This window comes from Colwellia sp. F1 (genome assembly GCF_056238625.1).
Genome location: NZ_JBWDLI010000006.1, coordinates 54,055 through 72,877, shown reverse-complemented (window position 1 = coordinate 72,877; position 18,823 = coordinate 54,055). Strand labels below are relative to the sequence as shown.

Here is an 18,823-nt window from a genome sequence, read left to right as displayed (position 1 = left end):
AAGGAATTTCGCATGTCTAACAATAATTCAGCAACCTTTTGTAATTATCTTAAAGCACAAATTAGTCAGGTAAAAGCCGATGGGCTATACAAAGCTGAGCGTGTTATTACGACGGCGCAACAAGCTAAAATATCCGTAAAGACAGGTGAAGAAGTTATTAATTTTTGTGCTAATAATTATTTAGGTTTAGCGAATGATCCCGCCCTTATTGCGGCCGCAAAATCGGGACTAGATGAGCATGGTTTTGGTATGGCTTCAGTTCGATTTATTTGCGGTACGCAAGATATTCATAAAGCATTAGAGCAAGGTATTAGTGAGTTTTTAGGCATGGAAGATACTATTTTATATTCCTCCTGCTTTGATGCTAATACGGGGTTATTTGAAACACTCTTAGGGGAACAAGATGCCATTATTAGTGATGCGCTTAACCATGCCTCTATTATTGACGGTGTGCGCTTATGTAAAGCGAAGCGTTTTCGTTATGCTAATAATGACATGGCAGCATTAGAGCAAAGCTTAATCGCAGCAGATGCTGCAGGAGCACGCTTTAAATTAATTGCTACCGATGGAGTGTTTTCTATGGATGGTGTGATTGCTAACTTGAAAGGTATTTGTGACCTTGCTGATAAATATAATGCCATGGTCATGGTTGACGATTCACATGCGGTGGGTTTTGTTGGTGAAAACGGGCGCGGTAGTCATGAGTACTGCCAAGTTATGGGGCGTGTTGACATTATTACAGGCACATTAGGTAAGGCAATGGGGGGCGCATCGGGGGGGTATACTTCAGCCAAGAAAGAGGTCGTTGAATGGTTACGCCAACGCTCACGTCCATATTTATTTTCTAACTCACTTGCGCCCGCTATTGTTAACGCGTCATTAAACGTGTTGCAACTCTTAGCCGAGGGCGACGCATTGCGTAAAACGCTAACAGAAAATACGGCTTACTTTCGCCGTAACATGGAAGCGGCAGGTTTTACTTGTGCTGGCGCTGACCATGCTATTGTGCCTGTGATGTTAGGCGATGCCAAGGTGGCGAGTGATATGGCCAACAAACTACTGGCCGAAGGAATTTATGTTATAGGTTTCTCCTTTCCTGTTGTACCTAAAGGGCAGGCGCGTATTCGTACACAAATTTCAGCTGCACATACAAAAGCTCAGTTAGACCAAGCCATAGCAGCGTTTACCCGCATTGGTAAAGCAATGAAGGTAATAGACTAAGTGGCCTTGTAAGGAAAAACTATGAAATCATTAGCAAAAATTAAAGCAGAACAAGGTATTTGGTTAACCGAGACAGATAAACCTGAAATGGGGCATAACGACCTGTTAATTAAAATTAAAAAAACGGCAATTTGTGGCACCGATATTCACATTTACAATTGGGACGAATGGGCACAAAAAACCATTCCAATTCCTATGGTTGTTGGTCATGAGTATGCAGGTGAGGTAGTTGGTATTGGTCAAGAGGTAAAAGGGTTTACATTAGGTGACCGGGTGTCGGGAGAAGGGCACATTACTTGTGGTCACTGTCGAAATTGTCGGGGTGGTCGTACACACTTATGCCGCAATACCGTTGGTGTTGGTGTTAATCGCGCCGGAGCTTTTGCCCAGTACTTAGTGATTCCAGCCTATAATGCTTTCAAGTTACCCGATGAAATTACAGATGATTTAGCGGCTATATTCGACCCTTTTGGTAATGCGGTACATACTGCGTTGTCGTTTGATTTAGTGGGTGAGGATGTGTTAATCACCGGTGCAGGGCCCATTGGAATTATGGCTGCTGCAGTAGCAAAACACGTGGGTGCTCGCCATGTAGTGATTACTGATGTGAATGAATACCGCTTAGATCTGGCTAGAAAAATGGGCGTAACACGCGCTGTCAATGTCTCTAGCGAGGCATTAACCGATGTGATTAATGAATTAGGTATGGCCGAAGGTTTTGATGTTGGTTTAGAAATGTCAGGTGTGCCTAGCGCATTCACCAGTATGTTAGACAATATGAATAATGGTGGTAAAATTGCCATGTTAGGTATTCCAGGTAAGGACATGGCGATTGATTGGAGTCAAATAATTTTTAAAGGCTTAACAATTAAAGGTATTTATGGTCGAGAAATGTTTGAAACTTGGTATAAAATGGCCAGCCTTATCCAATCAGGCTTGGACTTGTCAGCGATTATTACCCATCATTATTCAATTGATGATTTCCAGCAAGGGTTTGATATGATGCGTTCAGGAAAATCAGGCAAAGTTATTTTAAATTGGGAATTATAGTGATAGATAATCAAGACAGTTTTAAACATATGCAAGTTAATGAGTTGCATAAAGAATTAGCAAAAAAAAACCATGTTATCGTTGATATACGTGATGCAGAGTCTTTTGCTAACGGGCGCATAACCGATGCACTGCATTTAACCAATGAAAATTTAGCTGACTTTTTACGTGATGCAGACCCTGACGTTCCTGTCGTCGTGGTTTGTTATCACGGCCATGCTAGCCAACAAGCCGCTCAATTTTTAGTGAGTCAAGACTTCACCCAAGTGTATTCTCTTGATGGAGGCTTTACTCAGTGGCAAGTACAGTATCCTGACCATATTTCACGCTAAGGGGGGGATTTAATGGCAGAACATCAAAGCTTGCAACCTTTAGTGCAACTTGAACAACATAATATTGCACTGCTTTTCGCTAATTATTTACTCAGTTTAGGCATTGATGCAAAGGTTGTTACGGAATCTGCTATTAATAACGTGGCTGAAAATGGTCAAGGTCATACAGTGTATTGCGCAGCCGATAAAATGGCGCAAGCCCAAAGTGAATTTGAGCATTTTGTTAAAAAACCTTTTGACCAAAAATACCAACAAGCGGCTTGGTACCATGGTGAAACCGTAGCCTTGAATAAAGGAGAGCAAACCTTGCTAATGAGTTTTAAAGAAAACTTTTTAGCACATGCAGGTATTGTTACCCTAGTTATTTTTGCATTGTGTTGGTTGGTCTTTGTCGCAAGTAGCTTAGGTTGGGCACAAGATTTTTTTGCGCTGCTACAATTTTACCCTCGATTATCTTTAGCGACTTTTACCGCAGAACCTTGGCGTATCATAGGGCCCGCATTTTTCCACTTTTCTTTATTGCATATTGTTTTTAACACCATGTGGTGGTGGCAGTTGGGTGGTGATATTGAAAAAGTATTGGGTAAAGGGGTCTTAATTAACCTGCTGCTAGTATCGGCTATTTTTTCAAATGTAGGCCAATTTCTTGTGTCCGGGGCAAACTTTGGCGGCTTGTCTGGCGTAGTTTATGCGTTAGTAGGCTTTGTTTGGTGGTATGGCTTTTTAGCGCCAGAGAAAGGGTTGTCACTCTCTAAATCTGTTGTTGGCTTTCTCTTGTTTTGGTTAGTGTTAGGGTTTGTTGATTTGCTGCCGGTGAATGTTGCTAATACCGCTCATTTGCTGGGGTTGATTACAGGATGTTTGTTCGCTATTTATCGTGTGAAAATCGTTAGTTAGCCGAGTATAAATATTACAAAATAGTCGTGTGTAAATATTAAAAAACTGTTAAAGTATAAAAGTAAATCTATCTATTTATAACCTATAACATGGAAATTAACTTATGAATAAGCATTTTGCCTTAAAAACTCTCCTTTTAGCCTCCCCCTTATTATTAACAAGTGCATTTGCTGCAGAGAAAGCGCCGGCCGCGGAAGATCTTGTTGGTAAGTTTTATGGTGGTGCTCATTTTATGTACTTGAACACAGACGATGGACGTGTTCCTTCAGATCCATTAGAAGCCTCTGATCCGTTTGCACCCAAGGTTGATCACGGTAGTGGTTTTGGTGTTGAATTAGGTTACCGCTTTACTGAATCTATGGAAGCAAGATTAGCCTTCAGCCAGCTTAATCTAACTAAGAAAAATAGTTTCTTTGATAAACCTTATGTCGCTGATGTCGCTGGTTTATACTTTCCTACTAAACAAAATTTTTATGTGTTGGGTGGCTTAGGATATTTAGATATTGGGCAGGAAAATGTGTCAGTAAACTTAGGTGCTGGTTACCGTGAATACTTTAGTGAACGTGCCGCATTTTATCTTGAAGCCAAAGGCCATCATGAATTTTCGGGTAACTTTAATGAGACCAGCGCACGTTTCGGTTTTATTTACTTCTTTGGTGGTAATGATAAGTCAACGCCAGTAAGAAAGAAAAGATCATCAATGGTAGAAAAAGCCGGTGCTGCAGCAACGGGCCTTGCAGCGGCCGTTACAGGTAGAGATGACGATAATGATGGCGTTCCAAACAGGAAAGACCGCTGTGCCAATACCCCCATTGCCGATAAAGTAGATCAATATGGTTGTACTATTTTTGTTGAAAAAACAAGCTCAATGGAATTAGTTGTTAACTTTGATAACAACAAAGCAGAGGTTAAACCTGAATACTACCCTGAAATTGAAAAAATGGCTGATTTTTTAATTGCCTACCCTCATGTTTCACTAGTAATAGAAGGTCACACTTCAAAAGTAGGCAGTGCGGCTTATAACAAAAAAATCTCACAAGCGCGCGCAGAGGCAATTGTTGATGTACTTGTGAATAAGTTTAATGTCGATAGTAATCGTTTGTCTGCAGTAGGCTTTGGTGAAGAGCGTTTACTTGACGCAGGTAACAATAAAGCAGCACATGCTATAAACCGTCGCATTGAAGCTAGAGTAACAGTAACGAAAGAAGTACCGCTTGAACGTTAATTACCCATGACTTTAGTTAGGTTTTTGGTTTTTTAAAGCAAAAGATAAAAGCCAAAGAGAAATCTTTGGCTTTTTTATCGCTATTTTTTGCAAAGCGTTAGCGTTAATTATCTAACCATTGTGTGAATAATAATTTTTTAATGAGTGGTTGACCTGTTTCTTGGATTAGTAGCTCTTTTACTTCCTCTTCACACTTAAGTTGAATTTCAGAGCGCCCCTTAATTGACTTTATTTTTGCTTCGGGCTGTTTACCAATAATGTCGATAATGGCATCGCGTAATAATGGCGCATGATGCTCCACAAGATTGATGTTTTGGCTAGGTACCATTAACTCAACTGTTAAACGCACATAACCCATCTTTTTCTTTACCGCAATGTAATTAGTGACTATGTCAGGCTCGAAACCAAAATAGGCGTAATCAGCCGTTTTGGCGCTTAATGGCATTAACAAACAAGTGGCAATTAATAAGTATTTAAACATAATGTTTACTTCTCGAAGTAGCATAAATATAAAAGTGAGAGCGATAATACTAATCATAACCTGAAATCGTTTTTTTTCCTGATAAAATTCACTTTATTTAATACTTTAACTGCTTGGTAAAATGAGTTCAGATAAAAAAAATGCTATTATCACTGAGGTCTCCATAAGTGTGATGCTATCAATATGATGATTTTGATGCTTACATTGTTTTACTTTGGCTTGTCGTTTATGAATTTACAATTATTGTTCCCTGTTACGCTGTCTGGCTGCTGGCACGATGCTAACGACCATATGTTTGATGACAACTTAAAAAGTTGGCTGCTTGATCCTCACTCACTTACCTCACGCTTAAAATCACACTGTGGTCAATTTAGAGTGGAATTACTAGGTCAAAAAATAGATGTTTGTCACGAGAGTGAAGCTGTAGCACGGATTCCTGCAGGAGAGAGAGTATTAGTTCGCGAAGTATTACTTTATTGTGATGAACAGCCGCAGGTATTCGCCCGAAGCTTACTACCCTTGTCGAGTTTAACAGGGGCAGAGCAGGCCTTAGCCGATTTAGGAACCCAATCATTGGGGCAAGTGATATTTAATAACCCATCATTACAGCGGCAAGCTATTCAAGTTGCAAAGTTCAATAATACAAGTGCAGTGGGGCAATTAGCAACAAGCTTGCAATTAACTCGTCAACCACCATACCCTTCCGGTAAACAGTCAACTAAACGGTGTTCTAATAAGGTTCCGCACTGTGTTGAAAACCTATGGGGTAGGCGTTCAATTTTTATACTTGAAAATAAGCCGCTCATGGTGGCAGAAGTGTTTTTGCCGGGCGCCTTTGCTTATCAATCAACAGGAAATTCTGGAGCCAAGCATGCTGAGTAAATTAAATAAAAAATGGCTAGCCATTAAGTTAATTACCCGTATGGATAAGCCAATTGGTACTTATTTATTACTGTGGCCAACTTATTGGGCGTTGTGGATTGCCAGCGATGGCTGGCCTAATTTTTATTTATTATTGGTTTTTAGTCTCGGTGTTTTTGTTATGCGCAGCGCTGGCTGTGTTATTAATGATATTGCTGATATGAAAGTTGATGGCGATGTTGAGCGTACTAAAAATAGACCATTAGTGACAGGGCTAATAAGTAAAGAAGAAGCGACGAGTCTGTTTGGTCTCTTGATAGGTATTGCGTTAGGCTTAGTATTAACCCTTACTTGGCCTACCATTTATTTGTCGGTGGTGGCGTTATTACTCGCTTTTTCTTATCCTTTTATGAAGCGCTATACCCAGTTACCACAAGTGGTGTTGGGGGCTGCATTTAGTTGGGGGATGATCATGGCTTTTTCTGAAGCTCAGGGCGAAATTCCCCCCGTTGCTTGGCTGTTATTTTCTGCTAATCTATTATGGACAGTCGCTTACGACACTATGTACGCTATGGTAGATAGAAACGATGATTTAAAAATAGGGGTTAAATCAACCGCTATTTTATTTGGTAAGTACGACAAGCGCATTATCGGCTTTATGCAGTTACTTGTATTAGGTTTGTTATTTACCGTGGGAGACTTATTAGCCTTTGGTTGGCCATACCAATTAAGCTTAGTTATTGCCGCAGGCTTATTTAGTTATCAACAAATGTTAATTAGTCAACGTGAGCGTGATAAATGCTTTCAAGCATTTTTGCATAATCACTGGGTAGGTATGGTTATTTTTATTGGCATTTTTATTGAGTACCTATAACGGTTACTCTTGATCCTTTGGTAAGTATTTATAGCCGGTGATCATGGCAGAAACCAAAGCAGTTTTTTCTCTTCTTTCAGCAATAATAACGCCTAAAATATGTAAAGGAATTAACAGAAGGAGCCCATAAAAAGCATAAACGTGTGCGGTGATAAAAGGTTTACGTACAGCGCGCATTGCTTGGTAAGCTGCTTCATCAACATTTTCTTTTGACGCAGGCTTGATGAGTTCAACTTGCTGTTTATCAATAGCGATACTTTCAGCAAAATACTTGCCAAAAGGTGGGTAATATATATCTGTGCCAGCAATCACTAAACCTGAAACCATTTGAATAGACATTAATGATAATAAGGCGAAAACCATCAGTTTTCCTGCTGGGTTGTGCTCTTTATGGGCTGTTTTTTTATGTTGGGAAAAGTCAATTAACTCTTGTGTAAAGCCCTTGTTAAAAGGTAATACCTGTTTCCAACGCTCGTGGCTTTTACCAACAAAGCCAACTATTAATCTAAAAATTAAATTGGCTGCAAAGGTATAGCCAACCAAGACATGAATCGTTTTTAATAGTATTTTTCCATCGCTACTGACGCCGAGTAATTTCGCATTGAAAATAATTAAACCAATGGCAATAAGCAATGTTATGGCTATCACGTTCAGCCAATGAAACAATCGAATTTTACGGCTCCACACATAGGAAAGTTCTCGTTCGCTGTTCATATTAACCTCATTCATCTCTGTGGTTTTTGAGAACGCTGTTGTGCGCTACTTGTCTACAAATATATAGGATACAGACATACCCAGCAATAAGTTTGTTTTAGATCGTATTAATGGGCTATTTATAAACGCTACATTATTTAAGTGCGTGTAGCGTGTGAACACGCCAAGCCAAATATTACCGTTTCGCCAAGTCCCCCCTAGCGATAATCGGGCTCCAGCATAGCCACCTTCAGCAGTATAAGCAGCTCTATTTTCATTGGCTTCATTGGCCGTTACGGAATAAAAATATTGTGCGTATTTATCAGTATGAAAAAGTAAGGCAGCTGAGCTATCAATAATGGTTTTGCCACCAAGAATAGTTGTTTGGAATTGGTGTTTATTGTTCAGACTAACGTGTCCGGTCCAACCCGTATCAGATATTTTTTTAAAGTCAGTATTGATGGCTTTACGTAGAGAAAGATCTATATAGGTGCGATTGTTAGTACGACTGTTACCCGTAAAGTAATATTCTAAAGAAGGCCCTAACTCGCCGACCCAATTTAAGTCTTTCATACCCTTTCTCGTTTTATTTTCGTCACTGTTTACCGGTATTGAGCCTGCTGCATCTAAGACTAGATGCCACTTTTTACTTTTAAATAAATTTCCTTCAAAGGCATTGCGGTCAATAAGCACAGCGTCACTTTGGTAATAGAGATAAGGTGTGGGTAAAATATAGAATTGTGACTCGTCAGCACCGACATAGTCATCAATTGTCATCATAGAAATGCCAACACCTAATGAATAGCGCGTAGTCTTTTCATTAGGTGTTTTGTGCAGCATAGGTTCACTTGCAGCTTTGCTTAATACAGTGACTGCCAAAAGGGCAAATAGTACTTGATACTTTTTCAAGGGTTAGGCAACACCACCGTTGACTGAAATTACCTGTCTTGTGATATAGCTGGCGTCATCAGAAATCAAGAAGGCGACGGCACTGGCTACTTCTTCGGGTTTGCCCATTCTTCTTAAGGGGATCATTTTTTTCATTTCAGCAATTGGTAAATCATTAACCATTTCAGTTTCAATTAATCCTGGGGCAACACAGTTTACAGTGATTTTGCGTTTAGCAAGTTCCAGTGCTAAAGCTTTTGTTGCACCAATAACACCTGCCTTAGAGGCGCTGTAGTTCACTTGCCCGCGATTTCCTATTTCACCAGAAAGAGAAGATATGGTAATAATGCGTCCTCCTTTGCGTGCGCTAACCATAGGCATCACTAATGGGTGAAGTACGTTATAAAAGCCATCTAAATTCGTGTGAATTACGCTATCCCACTCGTTAGCTGTCATAGCGGGAAATGCTGTGTCTGCAGAAATGCCCGCGTTACAAACAATACCATAAAAGCTGCCATGTGCTGTGATATGCTGCTCTAATGCTGCTTTGGTTTGCGCTCTATCGGCGGCATCAAATTGAACCATAGTTGCCTTGACACCTTTAGCACTGATTTCTTGTGCTACTTGGTTGGCGCTGCTAATGTCTGAATGGTAATGTAAACAAATATCAAACCCCATATCTGCTAATTTTATCGCAATGGCTTTGCCAATACCTTTGCTTGACCCTGTAACTAATACGCTGCGACTCATAATCTATTTACTCCACTGCAATAATTTAGCACGTAACATAGCTTCTTGTGCTGCACACACTTCAAGGCTAGCAGCAACATCGTCTATGGTGACGTTTTTTCTGTTCTTACAAAATAGTACTGATTTCATGGCAAATTCGCGCCACAAATCGCCTATTTCAGTAGTGAATTTTGATATGTCAAATAAAGTGTCATCATTTAATAGTGTGGCAGCTTCATCTAAAAAGCTGGCGTACATAAAGCGAAAGCCAGCACCACCGGTACCAATTTCTTCTTGCATTCTAACTATGTTACCTAAAAACAACGCTGCATCTTGGTGAGGTTTGTGTTTAAGGGTTTTAATTTTTTTAGCTAAATGTCTAATACCTTTATTACCAAAAAAAGGTAATAAAAGGCCATTCATCATTTTGGCGGTTTTTTTAATGCTGCTTCTAATCTGAGGCGCTAAATCAACGGCTTTACTGGGTAATTCCATTTCATACATTAGCCCTTTTGCCGCTAACACGCCTTTGGCAAAGCGTGCGCGTTTTAAGTCATCAGGAGGGCAGGTAACCACTGTTTCAAATACAGGGTCACTAATTAAATAGTCGCCTTGTTCGTTTTTACCATAAACTGTTAAATTATGAGCGTTAAATTGAAAACGCATATCCTCAGGAAAGTAGGGCAACCAATAAACCGAGGTTTGTAAGCCAACGAGCTTACCTTCACTTAAGGCTTTGTCTAATGCCTTCATTCCTGCTTCGGGGTTTGAAAATTTTTGTGAGGTCATTTTCACATTTAACTTTTTACAAACAGCAGAAATAATTGATTTGGGCGGCATTCTATAGGCGATTAACGGTAAACCGCCAACTTTTACTAGGGGTAAGTAAACAAAAGTCAGTGCTGAAGATAGACCAAAAACCATGGGCTCAGAAAGGTTCATACCTTGCGAATTGAGCATATTGGCGACCACGCCTGATTCACAATGAGAAGATTGCTGGTGGCTTATAGTATTTTCAATTGCTTTCATTCGTTAATAACCGGTCGTGTTAATTGCTCAAGTGAAATGTTAAATGCTTGACAATATTTAGTGAGTTTTTTAGTTGATAACTTGGCAAAAATAGCCGTCGTCATATGACGCTTAATTTGCCATTGAAAGAATCCAGTGGCGTGGGCAAGCGACATTAAGTCAAAACGGTATAAAGGCAAATAATACGCAATTGGCGAAACTTCACCCGCTAACAAAGCGAGCTTCATTTTATTTACTTGCTCGTCTAGCGCTTGAACGGCCATTTCAGTGGCAAAACCTTCCACCTCCCAGCCCGAAGACTGCACGCCTTGATAGTGGCCATTGTCATCTACGGCATAAATAAGTTTTTTATGGCCATCGTATGATTTACAACTGTCTTGGGGGACTTGTTCCTTTTTCATGACAAACCTTAAGATACAGTTAATTGCATAAAACCACTAGAGAAACGTCCGCTTTCAGGAACGTAACACAAAAGTTTATCGCCAGACTTTAAGCGGCCTGAGTTGAATAAGGCTTCAAGCATAATAAAGATAGAGGCCGAGCCTGTATTGCCTTTTTCAGTTAAATTGGTAAACCATTTTTCATAAGGAATAGTAAAAGCAATGTTTTCTAAGCCAGCAAAAAGTTTGTCTCTAAAGTAGGTTGACGAATAATGCGGTAGAAAATAAGTAAAATCTTCAGGTGTGATCTGACGCTTTTGTGCTATTTTTGACAAGGCTTGCTCTACAGTAATAGCAACGATATTGTCATTTAATATTTTAACATCCTGCTTCACCGACATAATAGACTGTTGAGCACGTTCTTCATCGTTAAACCTCATCCACCCTTGCAGGTTACCGGTAACTTTTTCTGCGCCCGCATACATGCAGGCTTCCATTTGATTAGCAAAAGACAAGGTTTCTATCCAATCAATCTCAAGGGACAAACCATGTGAATTTGGCTTGTCAGACAATAAAGCTGAACCTGCGCCATCGGATAGCATCCAACGTAGAAAGTCTTTTTCAAAGGCTATTTCTGGTTTTTGATCTAATTGTGCTAATTTATATTCACTTTCAGCTTCAAACTTTTCAGCGCGCATAATGCTTGAGGCAACTTCACTAGCAACCACCACACTATTATGGCTTTCACCGGCTTTAATATTTAAAAAAGCATACTTGAGCGCTGTTAAGCCACATAAACAAATACCCGCCGTTGACACAACCTCACAAGGCGGATTTTTTAGCTCACCATGCACCATAACCCCATGGTTTGGCATTATTTGATCGGCCATTGACGTACTGGCAACCAGGCAATCAATAGTGCTTAAGTCATTGTCGTTGTTAAATAAGCCTCTTACCGCTTTTGCAGCTAAAGCAGCGTTGGTGTAATTATATTCACCAGTCGCTTTGTCAATGGCATAATACCGAGACTTAATACCATTACTACGTAATATAACTGATTTAGCTCTAGACTTTTTGCCAGAAATTTTACCTATAATATCTTCCATTTCAGCATTGTTTACTTTTTCATTTGGCAGAAAGGCTGAAAGATTATTGATGAAAACACGTTGTGCCATTGTTTTCTATTCTCCTGAGGGTTGTGCGTAATAAGCTTTTTGTTTTGCTATGTTTTTTTTGAAAATAGGCGAAATTAATTTAATGACTAATGCGGTAATAGGCACAATAGTAACAATTAATGCCAGTAAAAACATGAAATAAAAGCACAAACCAGCATACCGCCTTAGTGAATTTTGAGGGCCAAGAAGCATGAGCAGCTTCCCCCATACTTTAAAACTGCGGTGGCCTATTTTTTCACTTAAAATTAATTTTTCATTTACCTTAACAGCAGCTAAGTTGCTCATGACTGGCGTTGTTATAGCACTACTGTCTTCAACAAGCCTAGTATTTAATGCCACACCAAAGCGTTTTGCTTGAGCAATGTCCTGTGCCGAAACACCGGCAGCAGGCACCCAAGATAACGGTTTCTTTTTACCAGTGAGCATCCATAATGGTGTAGCTAAAAAGCTAAAGCCCGCGCCACATTGGTCGGCTAAAACAATATTATCAACGAGCCTAGCGTTGACACTAGCGAGTAAGGCTTTCATTTTTTCTTGTGCAGTTAACCACATACCTCGACAGCCGATGACTGTCATCACAGGGGTATTATTAAATAACGTTTTAGCCTGTGCTGATTGTAAAAAACTTGAGATGGGTAAAGATGGTGATAAAAACCATACTTGATACGATAAAACAATTAAATCATAGGGCTGCTCTGCATCTTCAATGGTTGTGCCAGCATTAATTGTTGGGGTGTTTAATGCAATTTTTTGCAGATAGACTGATTCAGGCATGACTTGGAAAAACTTAAAAAATGACCACGGGAAAGGGTATTTCACTTTTGGTTTAATAATGAGGGAATCAACTTGGATTTCCTTGTTTTCATGCAAAGGGGCCATGATTGAGTCAACAATTTTAGTTAGCTGACCAGTTTGAGAGTAGCTAACAACGAGGATTTTTCGCACCAAGTACCACCTAATTGCTCATTAAATTTAAGACGGGTATAATTTAATGCGTATATTATACCGAAATCACTACTAAATAAAATCAAACTCATGATTAAGTTAACCCTGACAGCCTTTTTTTTTAGTCTTACACTAGTATCTTACTCGGTGTTTGCTTTAGCGTTGACGGTTCATATAAAAAAAGTGACAGCTTTAGATAAAAACATCATGATGGAGCTTTATTTGCTCACCGATGAACATTCTAACCGTTGGGCAGACGCCCAGCTGATCAGTGAAAAGGTGCTTGCTCTTCGTGATGAAAACAAGGGGGCTTTTGAAAAAGGCAATAATAAACAAAAGCTAAAGGAAGCAGCGGCTACTAACCAAAAGGCCAAAGCAGAGTTTAGCCAAAGTGCCAATCACAGTGTTAAGTTTGCTCAATTAGAGCCCGGAAGGTATGCACTTAGAGTTTTCCAAGATCTTAATAATAATGGCGAACTAGATAAGTCTTCTAATGATATACCGCTAGAGCCTATTGGTTTTTCAACGAATCCAAGTTTATTTGGTGGTGAGCCTTCGCCGGAAGATAGTGTAATCAAGCTATTAGCAGACCAAGACATTACCGTGAACCTAAAACACAGAAAATCAAAAAGAAAACGCAAAAGACGCTAAGCATGGGGTGTCATCGTCGCGTTTTCATTATTGATGACGCTTATAGCAGTGAGGGAGGTATAGCGCTTATTCTTGTGCTAGCTCAGCTAGTATCTGCTTAAAATCAACACTGCCAATGAGATAAGTGCTAGGGGTGTGTGTCAGTGTCTGCGCCGCAGACCTTGCATAATTAAGCAATTTTTTGTTACTTGTTTTGCTGGCAACATTTTGTAAAATAGCTTTATATCGACCATCCTTACTTGCTTCTAATGCTCGACAAATCCAAGCAAGTACATCAATTTTTTCACTGTCTAACGTGTAGTGATGCATTTCAATTAAAAATTGGCTTAATGCATCGAGTAAGGTGAGAGGTGGTTTTTCAGTGGTGTTTGGCGTTGTTAGTTGCTGTGCAATAAACTTAATTGCTTGCCACTCGCCTTTGGCTACGGCAAATATTTGTCTTTCCGTGGCGTTAAGTGATGCTTTCGGTATTAGGCCTGTTAATTTTGTTTGGTTTTTTAGCTTAATATTATGTTGGGTTTTTATAGCACCACTTTGCGTAAACACTGGTTTTGTAGCAAGTAGCGTTTTATAAGCACTTGCAGCATATTTTCTTAGCTTTCTATGGGCGCTGTTACTTTGCTGAATTTTTTTTAGTAAGGCTAAATATTGGTGGTCGCCTGTTGCACCTAAAGCGCGACAGCCCCAAGACAGCGCATCAATTCTATTCGTAGGGGCATTGTCAAATTCTTGTTCAAGTATGCGGGCTACTAAACGGGCGTTTTCAGCGGTATTTTGTTTATTAGCGGTCATCATTCGAGCAGCTTGCCTAATTTGCAAGGTTTCTCCGCTCATAAGTAAGTTTTTAACATCGTTTTGTGCATTAGCTTTGCTTGAAAATAAGGTTAAAAGCACGGCGAGTACTAACACGGTGGTAATTTTCATGGCGAAATTAATCTGCTTAAGAACACGCCTTACCAACTAAGGCGTAGTTAGTCATAATAAGATGCGCCTGAGCCGTGATTAGCTCAGACATCATCAAGCGCGCATCTTGAAGTAGCTTGGTTATAAGCGAGTGTCGTTATTGAATAATACGAACTAACTTGCCATTGTTGTCAAATTCTAAAATGTTTCTAGCCCATTTATTTACCCAATAAGTCCAGCTGTTTTGCTCTAATGTAGGTGTTGCATGAACGGGTGGTGTACCCATAGCATATTTTATACCTTCTTTAGTCATACCTAATAAAGGTGTGCCTTGTGCAATGCCTTTTTGGTCTAGCTTACTTAGCTGCTTAACTCTATTGCTGTCGCAACGTTCACCAAAAAAGGTTTTAAAGTTTTGCGCCAAAGACTGCCCTGCAGAGCGAGTATGTTTATCCCATAAATAATTGTATACCTTGCCTTGGTGTGAAATCTCAATTGCTTTGCTGCCAATATCTTTGATAACAAACTTACTACACATAGGTATTAAGTTAGACATTTGGTAGTTTAATGCATAAAGGCGATTGTTAGCGTAGTCGGCGTGAATATTCACTAGCGCAACAACGGTGGCACCTTCTGAAAAGGCAGGGTCACTTTTGTTGGTTGAGGCATTTGAGCTTGACGAGTCAAAGGTTGAAGTACAGCCAATCATGCTCATTATCAACAATGATAATGCTGCGGTATTAATACTATTTTTTAATCTAAGCGTTAATTTTTTCACTGTGTATTCCTTATGTTGTGTTTTCAGGCAGCTTAACTTTACTACTGTAGCAATTACTATGTTGGCAATAAAGATGAGAAAATGCAATCTCGTTGTTGCTAGTCAGCTTACACCTGATAAAATACGCTTTTATCATTAATCTAGCTCACTGACTATTAATATATGCCTTATTCTCGACTGTTAACGCCGTTAGATCTTGGTTTTACCCAATTAAAAAACCGAGTATTAATGGGCTCTATGCATACTAACCTTGAAGAGGCGGCGGACGGGTTTAAACGCTTAGCTTCTTTTTATGCGTTAAGAGCACAAGGTGGGGTGGGGTTAATTGTTACTGGCGGAATTTCGCCTAATATTGAAGGCAAGCTTGCCCCAAATCGCGCCTTAATGACAACTCATGATGATGTTAAAGACCATCAACTTATTACTAAAGCAGTACATGAAGTTGACGGAAAAATATGCATGCAAATTTTGCATGCAGGTCGGTATGCCTATCAAAAACAAATTGTCGCGCCTTCGGCGCTTCAATCCCCTATTATTCCATTAACACCACGAGAGCTTACTGGTGCAGAAGTAGAAAAACAAATAGCAGATTTTGTACTTACTGCGGTTTTAGCACAAGAAGCAGGCTATGACGGTGTTGAGATAATGGGCTCAGAAGGGTATTTAATTAACCAGTTTATTGTTAAAACAACCAATCACCGACAAGATGAATGGGGCGGTAGCTATGAAAACAGAATTCGCTTTGCCGTTGAAATAGTGAAACAAACGCGCTTGCGCGTTGGTAAAAACTTTATCATTATTTTTCGGTTATCAATTCTCGACTTAGTAGAGCATGGCAGTTCGCTTGAAGAAGTTATTATGTTAGCTAAAGCCATGGAGTTGGCTGGTGCCACTATTATTAATACTGGCATTGGCTGGCATGAGTCAAGGGTACCTACCATAGCAAGCATGGTGCCTCCGGGGGCATATGCTAGCGTTAGTCAGTATGTAAAGTCTGAAATATCGTTGCCTATTGTTGCCAGCAATAGAATTAATACGCCAGCATTGGCGGAAAATATTTTAGCCAATAACTGGGCTGACATGGTATCAATGGCAAGGCCGCTACTCGCAGACAGTCACTTTGTCGTCAAGGCGCAAGGTAACAAACCAGAAGCGATTAACACCTGCATTGCTTGTAATCAAGCGTGTTTAGACCATATATTTTTAAATAAAGTTGCGACTTGTTTAGTAAATCCGTTTGCAGCGCGTGAAAAAGAACTGGCGCTAATACCGACAAATACTCCCAAAAAAATAGCCGTTGTGGGGGCGGGGCCTGCAGGCATGGCTTTTTCTTTATATGCGGCGCAACGTGGTCACCAAGTGCACTTATATGAAGCCGAGCAGCAAATTGGCGGCCAATTTAATTTAGCAAAAAAAATTCCAGGGAAAGAAGATTTTTATCAAACACTGCGCTATTTTCATTACCAATTAGCCCAGCATAAGGTTGATCTTCATCTTAATACGCGCGTTGATGCTGCTACCCTGTCGAATTTCGATGAAGTGGTCATAGCGACAGGGACGAAAGCCAACTTACCCGACATAGACGGCATTGACCATCCCAGTGTGGTTTCTTATCAAGCGATTATTTCGGGCGAGAAGGTCGCGGGAAATAATGTTGCCATTATTGGCTCGGGTGGTATTGCCTTTGATGTTGCCGAGCTTATTACTAATACCGTAAAGGCAGTAGATGCTGAAGCTTTTGCTGATCACTGGGGTATAGACTTAAACATGAAATACACTGGTGGATTAAAACCGGCCAACAATGGCGAGCCTATTAGAAAAGTTTACATGTTACAACGCAAAATAAGAAAACCTGGTGCGGATTTAGGCAAAACCACGGGTTGGATCCATCGTGCCAGTTTGAAAAACAAGCAAGTCTCTATGTTGTCTGGCGTGACTTACGATAAAATTGATGATCAAGGCTTACATATTAGTATCCGAAAAAAGCCACGTGTCATTCATGTTGATACAATTATTTTATGTGCAGGACAAATTGAAAATGACCTATACTCTGCTGCACTTGCCCCACAACAGTGCCATGTTATTGGTGGTGCACATATAGCAAAACGTATTGATGCACAAAAAGCGATAGAAGAAGCGGCATTGTTAGCAATAAAAATATAGATTATTCATGATAGAAATATAACCCGTATTAGCAGCGCTGTAGCGGGATGTAAGTTAACGTTTGGAGGTGTGTATCTTTTTTGTAAAACGGTATAGAAATAACAGCCGTGACAGCAGCTATTATTGCCTTGTTATTGCATTAGTGTTGCAACTTTTTGCTGCGCCAGCATTCGCTAATGATTGGCACAAAAGTTACGGGTTGGAAGAAAATGTTGTATATTCTGAAAAATATAATAGCTCGGTTACTTTCTATCAAACAAAAAAGCAGGCGTTAAAACCCTCTATTACGCTTATTCATGGAGTGGGTGGTTCTGCGGAAGACTTTAAAGCTTTAGTGATGGGGCTATCAAAAGACTATGATCTCTTATTGCTTGACCTCCCCGGTTTTGGTCTGTCTGATAGCAATAAAAATCTTTTTTCTCCACAAAAATATGCCACCTTATTAATTGAACTTTTGCCTCCCCTTATTAATAGCACTAACTATCTTATAGGCCATTCTATGGGGGGCAATGTTTCAGTGCAAATAGCGCTACAAGCGCCTGAACTCGCTAATAAATTAATATTGATAGATGCCGCAGGTTTTTTAAATAAATTTTCTTACAGTGAACACGTTGCCGCTAATTATGTGGGTAATAAACTGCCTGTGGCGCAAGAATATTCGTCTGCAGTAAAAAGTGCTGTGAGTAAGTTAAATCAATTTCTTCCCGACCCAACCAAGGTCTTACTTAGCGCAGTTGGCAGAAAATTTATACTGGAAGATAATATTAATGCTATTGCCGCCCTTGCGGTAATGAATGAAGAATTATCAGTGCTTATTCGACAAAAGTCGCCAGAAACTTTCATTATTTGGGGGGGGAAAGATCAGGTGATGCCTGTGCAAGTGGCCACCATGCTAAGTTACTTACTTGATACCCATTCTGTCTTTATTTTCCCAGATGCTGGCCATTCACCGCAAAAAGAATACCCAGATGAAATAGTTAGACAAATAGAGGCTTTTATTAACGGTAATCAGGCAGTATTACCACCTAAAATAACCATAACCAATGCAAATATTACCATTGATTGCGCAAAAAATGATGCCTTGTCACGGTTAAATGATACACAATTTTCTTTGGTTAGTATTCATAACTGCCCGCAAGGGATCGTTTCTAATTTACACGCAAAAAAAATTACGTTATATCATTCAGCTGTTCAGTTTAACCATTTAAAAATTAACCATAGTGAAGGTTACGCGATGGTTTTACATAACAGTAATACCGAAGTTTGGGGTGGGCGTTTAAGTGCACTAACCATTACTTACCTTGAGAATAGTAAAGCAGAGTTTAATGGGGTTGAGTTATATGCCAAAAACGCTGTAGTAATCAGTAATATTCCTACCACTATTAGTGCCTCATTAACACATGTCAATTTAAACGGGCGGGTAGATGACTGGCATGGCGTGATTGATATTGGGTTATAAATATATATTGGGTTATCAATATCGAGTGTATAATCATTATACTTTACTTTTAAGATGCATCTTTTCTCATTGTTGATTTTTTGTGCTAA

20 protein-coding genes are annotated in these 18,823 nt (G+C 39.7%); 10 read left to right on the top strand and 10 right to left on the bottom strand.

The window, feature by feature from the left end; all coding sequences use genetic code 11:
* The first annotated feature begins 12 nt into the window (after nt 1-12).
* The 5 genes from AC0UA9_RS07335 to AC0UA9_RS07315 all read left to right on the top strand — a co-directional run bounded on the left by AC0UA9_RS07335 (nt 13) and on the right by AC0UA9_RS07315 (nt 4,725).
* Nucleotides 13-1,221: a glycine C-acetyltransferase gene (locus AC0UA9_RS07335; protein WP_475659037.1), complete on the top strand. Its 1,209-nt coding sequence runs from the start codon at nt 13-15 to the stop codon at nt 1,219-1,221.
* Nucleotides 1,222-1,242: 21 nt separating this feature from the next.
* Entirely contained in the window at nt 1,243-2,271 is a 1,029-nt protein-coding gene (gene tdh / locus AC0UA9_RS07330; protein WP_475659036.1) for an L-threonine 3-dehydrogenase, read from the top strand.
* A complete protein-coding gene (gene glpE / locus AC0UA9_RS07325; RefSeq protein WP_475659035.1) occupies nt 2,271-2,603 on the top strand; it encodes a thiosulfate sulfurtransferase GlpE in 333 nt (110 codons plus the stop codon). The genes tdh and glpE overlap by 1 nt, the downstream gene beginning before the upstream one ends.
* 12 nt (nt 2,604-2,615) lie before the next feature.
* Nucleotides 2,616-3,500 (top strand): rhomboid family intramembrane serine protease GlpG, encoded by an 885-nt coding sequence (gene glpG / locus AC0UA9_RS07320; RefSeq protein ID WP_475659034.1) that lies wholly within the window; start codon nt 2,616-2,618, stop codon nt 3,498-3,500.
* 103 nt (nt 3,501-3,603) lie between these two features.
* Complete coding sequence (locus AC0UA9_RS07315) at nt 3,604-4,725, top strand: OmpA family protein (RefSeq protein ID WP_475659033.1); 1,122 nt, start codon at nt 3,604-3,606, stop codon at nt 4,723-4,725.
* 103 nt (nt 4,726-4,828) lie between these two features.
* On the opposite strand, the gene AC0UA9_RS07310 is transcribed toward AC0UA9_RS07315, so the two are convergent.
* Nucleotides 4,829-5,206, bottom strand: coding sequence for a flagellar basal body-associated protein FliL (locus AC0UA9_RS07310; RefSeq protein WP_475659032.1), 378 nt, complete (start codon nt 5,204-5,206; stop codon nt 4,829-4,831).
* Between the two features lie 228 nt (nt 5,207-5,434).
* On the opposite strand from AC0UA9_RS07310, the gene AC0UA9_RS07305 reads away from it, so the two are divergent.
* Both AC0UA9_RS07305 and ubiA read left to right on the top strand, forming a co-directional pair.
* The gene (locus AC0UA9_RS07305; protein ID WP_475659031.1) at nt 5,435-6,088 is read left to right on the top strand and encodes a chorismate--pyruvate lyase family protein; all 654 of its coding nucleotides are present in this window, start codon (nt 5,435-5,437) and stop codon (nt 6,086-6,088) included.
* On the top strand, nt 6,078-6,941 hold the full coding sequence (gene ubiA, locus AC0UA9_RS07300; protein WP_475659030.1) for a 4-hydroxybenzoate octaprenyltransferase: 864 nt from the start codon (nt 6,078-6,080) through the stop codon (nt 6,939-6,941). The genes AC0UA9_RS07305 and ubiA overlap by 11 nt, the downstream gene beginning before the upstream one ends.
* A 3-nt stretch (nt 6,942-6,944) precedes the next feature.
* Here ubiA and AC0UA9_RS07295 read toward each other — a convergent pair whose 3' ends face one another.
* The 7 genes from AC0UA9_RS07295 to AC0UA9_RS07265 are packed head-to-tail and all read right to left on the bottom strand — an operon-like array spanning nt 6,945 to nt 12,780.
* On the bottom strand, nt 6,945-7,655 hold the full coding sequence (locus AC0UA9_RS07295) for a cytochrome b/b6 domain-containing protein (protein ID WP_475659029.1): 711 nt from the start codon (nt 7,653-7,655) through the stop codon (nt 6,945-6,947).
* 45 nt (nt 7,656-7,700) lie between these two features.
* Nucleotides 7,701-8,543, bottom strand: a complete 843-nt coding sequence (locus tag AC0UA9_RS07290) for a MipA/OmpV family protein (RefSeq protein ID WP_475659024.1) — start codon at nt 8,541-8,543, stop codon at nt 7,701-7,703.
* Between the two features lie 3 nt (nt 8,544-8,546).
* On the bottom strand, nt 8,547-9,272 hold the full coding sequence (locus AC0UA9_RS07285; RefSeq protein WP_475659020.1) for a 3-ketoacyl-ACP reductase FabG2: 726 nt from the start codon (nt 9,270-9,272) through the stop codon (nt 8,547-8,549).
* A 3-nt stretch (nt 9,273-9,275) separates the two neighbouring features.
* Nucleotides 9,276-10,280: a BtrH-related acyltransferase DarH gene (gene darH / locus AC0UA9_RS07280; protein WP_475659015.1), complete on the bottom strand. Its 1,005-nt coding sequence runs from the start codon at nt 10,278-10,280 to the stop codon at nt 9,276-9,278.
* On the bottom strand, nt 10,277-10,681 hold the full coding sequence (locus tag AC0UA9_RS07275) for a DarG family dialkylresorcinol biosynthesis protein (RefSeq protein WP_475659010.1): 405 nt from the start codon (nt 10,679-10,681) through the stop codon (nt 10,277-10,279). The genes darH and AC0UA9_RS07275 overlap by 4 nt, the downstream gene beginning before the upstream one ends.
* A gap of 8 nt (nt 10,682-10,689) precedes the next feature.
* Nucleotides 10,690-11,835, bottom strand: coding sequence for a beta-ketoacyl-ACP synthase III (locus tag AC0UA9_RS07270; protein ID WP_475659006.1), 1,146 nt, complete (start codon nt 11,833-11,835; stop codon nt 10,690-10,692).
* A gap of 6 nt (nt 11,836-11,841) precedes the next feature.
* Entirely contained in the window at nt 11,842-12,780 is a 939-nt protein-coding gene (locus AC0UA9_RS07265) for a dialkylrecorsinol condensing enzyme (protein WP_475659003.1), read from the bottom strand.
* A gap of 183 nt (nt 12,781-12,963) precedes the next feature.
* On the opposite strand from AC0UA9_RS07265, the gene AC0UA9_RS07260 reads away from it, so the two are divergent.
* Nucleotides 12,964-13,431: a DUF2141 domain-containing protein gene (locus tag AC0UA9_RS07260; RefSeq protein WP_475658999.1), complete on the top strand. Its 468-nt coding sequence runs from the start codon at nt 12,964-12,966 to the stop codon at nt 13,429-13,431.
* A gap of 66 nt (nt 13,432-13,497) precedes the next feature.
* Here the strand turns inward: AC0UA9_RS07260 and AC0UA9_RS07255 are convergent, their stop codons facing one another.
* Entirely contained in the window at nt 13,498-14,355 is an 858-nt protein-coding gene (locus tag AC0UA9_RS07255) for a hypothetical protein (RefSeq protein ID WP_475658995.1), read from the bottom strand.
* Nucleotides 14,356-14,491: 136 nt separating this feature from the next.
* A complete protein-coding gene (locus AC0UA9_RS07250; RefSeq protein WP_475658993.1) occupies nt 14,492-15,112 on the bottom strand; it encodes an outer membrane protein assembly factor BamE domain-containing protein in 621 nt (206 codons plus the stop codon).
* A gap of 162 nt (nt 15,113-15,274) precedes the next feature.
* Between AC0UA9_RS07250 and AC0UA9_RS07245 the strand changes: the two genes are divergently transcribed.
* Both AC0UA9_RS07245 and AC0UA9_RS07240 read left to right on the top strand, forming a co-directional pair.
* Nucleotides 15,275-17,275 carry a 2,4-dienoyl-CoA reductase FMN-binding domain-containing protein gene (locus AC0UA9_RS07245; RefSeq protein WP_475658990.1) on the top strand — a complete coding sequence of 667 codons (2,001 nt, stop codon included), beginning with the start codon at nt 15,275-15,277 and terminating at the stop codon, nt 17,273-17,275.
* Between the two features lie 67 nt (nt 17,276-17,342).
* Nucleotides 17,343-18,734: an alpha/beta fold hydrolase gene (locus AC0UA9_RS07240; protein ID WP_475658986.1), complete on the top strand. Its 1,392-nt coding sequence runs from the start codon at nt 17,343-17,345 to the stop codon at nt 18,732-18,734.
* Nucleotides 18,735-18,823: the final 89 nt, after the last annotated feature.

Excerpts from the sequence above, each read along its gene's own strand:
- AC0UA9_RS07335 (WP_475659037.1), top strand. The coding sequence starts at position 13 with ATGTCTAACAATAATTCAGCAACCTTTTGTAATTATCTTAAAGCACAA.
- tdh (WP_475659036.1), top strand. The coding sequence starts at position 1,243 with ATGAAATCATTAGCAAAAATTAAAGCAGAACAAGGTATTTGGTTAACC.
- glpG (WP_475659034.1), top strand. The coding sequence starts at position 2,616 with ATGGCAGAACATCAAAGCTTGCAACCTTTAGTGCAACTTGAACAACAT.
- AC0UA9_RS07315 (WP_475659033.1), top strand. The coding sequence starts at position 3,604 with ATGAATAAGCATTTTGCCTTAAAAACTCTCCTTTTAGCCTCCCCCTTA.
- AC0UA9_RS07310 (WP_475659032.1), bottom strand. The coding sequence starts at position 5,206 with ATGTTTAAATACTTATTAATTGCCACTTGTTTGTTAATGCCATTAAGC.
- AC0UA9_RS07305 (WP_475659031.1), top strand. The coding sequence starts at position 5,435 with ATGAATTTACAATTATTGTTCCCTGTTACGCTGTCTGGCTGCTGGCAC.
- ubiA (WP_475659030.1), top strand. The coding sequence starts at position 6,078 with ATGCTGAGTAAATTAAATAAAAAATGGCTAGCCATTAAGTTAATTACC.
- AC0UA9_RS07295 (WP_475659029.1), bottom strand. The coding sequence starts at position 7,655 with ATGAACAGCGAACGAGAACTTTCCTATGTGTGGAGCCGTAAAATTCGA.
- AC0UA9_RS07285 (WP_475659020.1), bottom strand. The coding sequence starts at position 9,272 with ATGAGTCGCAGCGTATTAGTTACAGGGTCAAGCAAAGGTATTGGCAAA.
- darH (WP_475659015.1), bottom strand. The coding sequence starts at position 10,280 with ATGAAAGCAATTGAAAATACTATAAGCCACCAGCAATCTTCTCATTGT.
- AC0UA9_RS07275 (WP_475659010.1), bottom strand. The coding sequence starts at position 10,681 with ATGAAAAAGGAACAAGTCCCCCAAGACAGTTGTAAATCATACGATGGC.
- AC0UA9_RS07270 (WP_475659006.1), bottom strand. The coding sequence starts at position 11,835 with ATGGCACAACGTGTTTTCATCAATAATCTTTCAGCCTTTCTGCCAAAT.
- AC0UA9_RS07255 (WP_475658995.1), bottom strand. The coding sequence starts at position 14,355 with ATGAAAATTACCACCGTGTTAGTACTCGCCGTGCTTTTAACCTTATTT.
- AC0UA9_RS07245 (WP_475658990.1), top strand. The coding sequence starts at position 15,275 with ATGCCTTATTCTCGACTGTTAACGCCGTTAGATCTTGGTTTTACCCAA.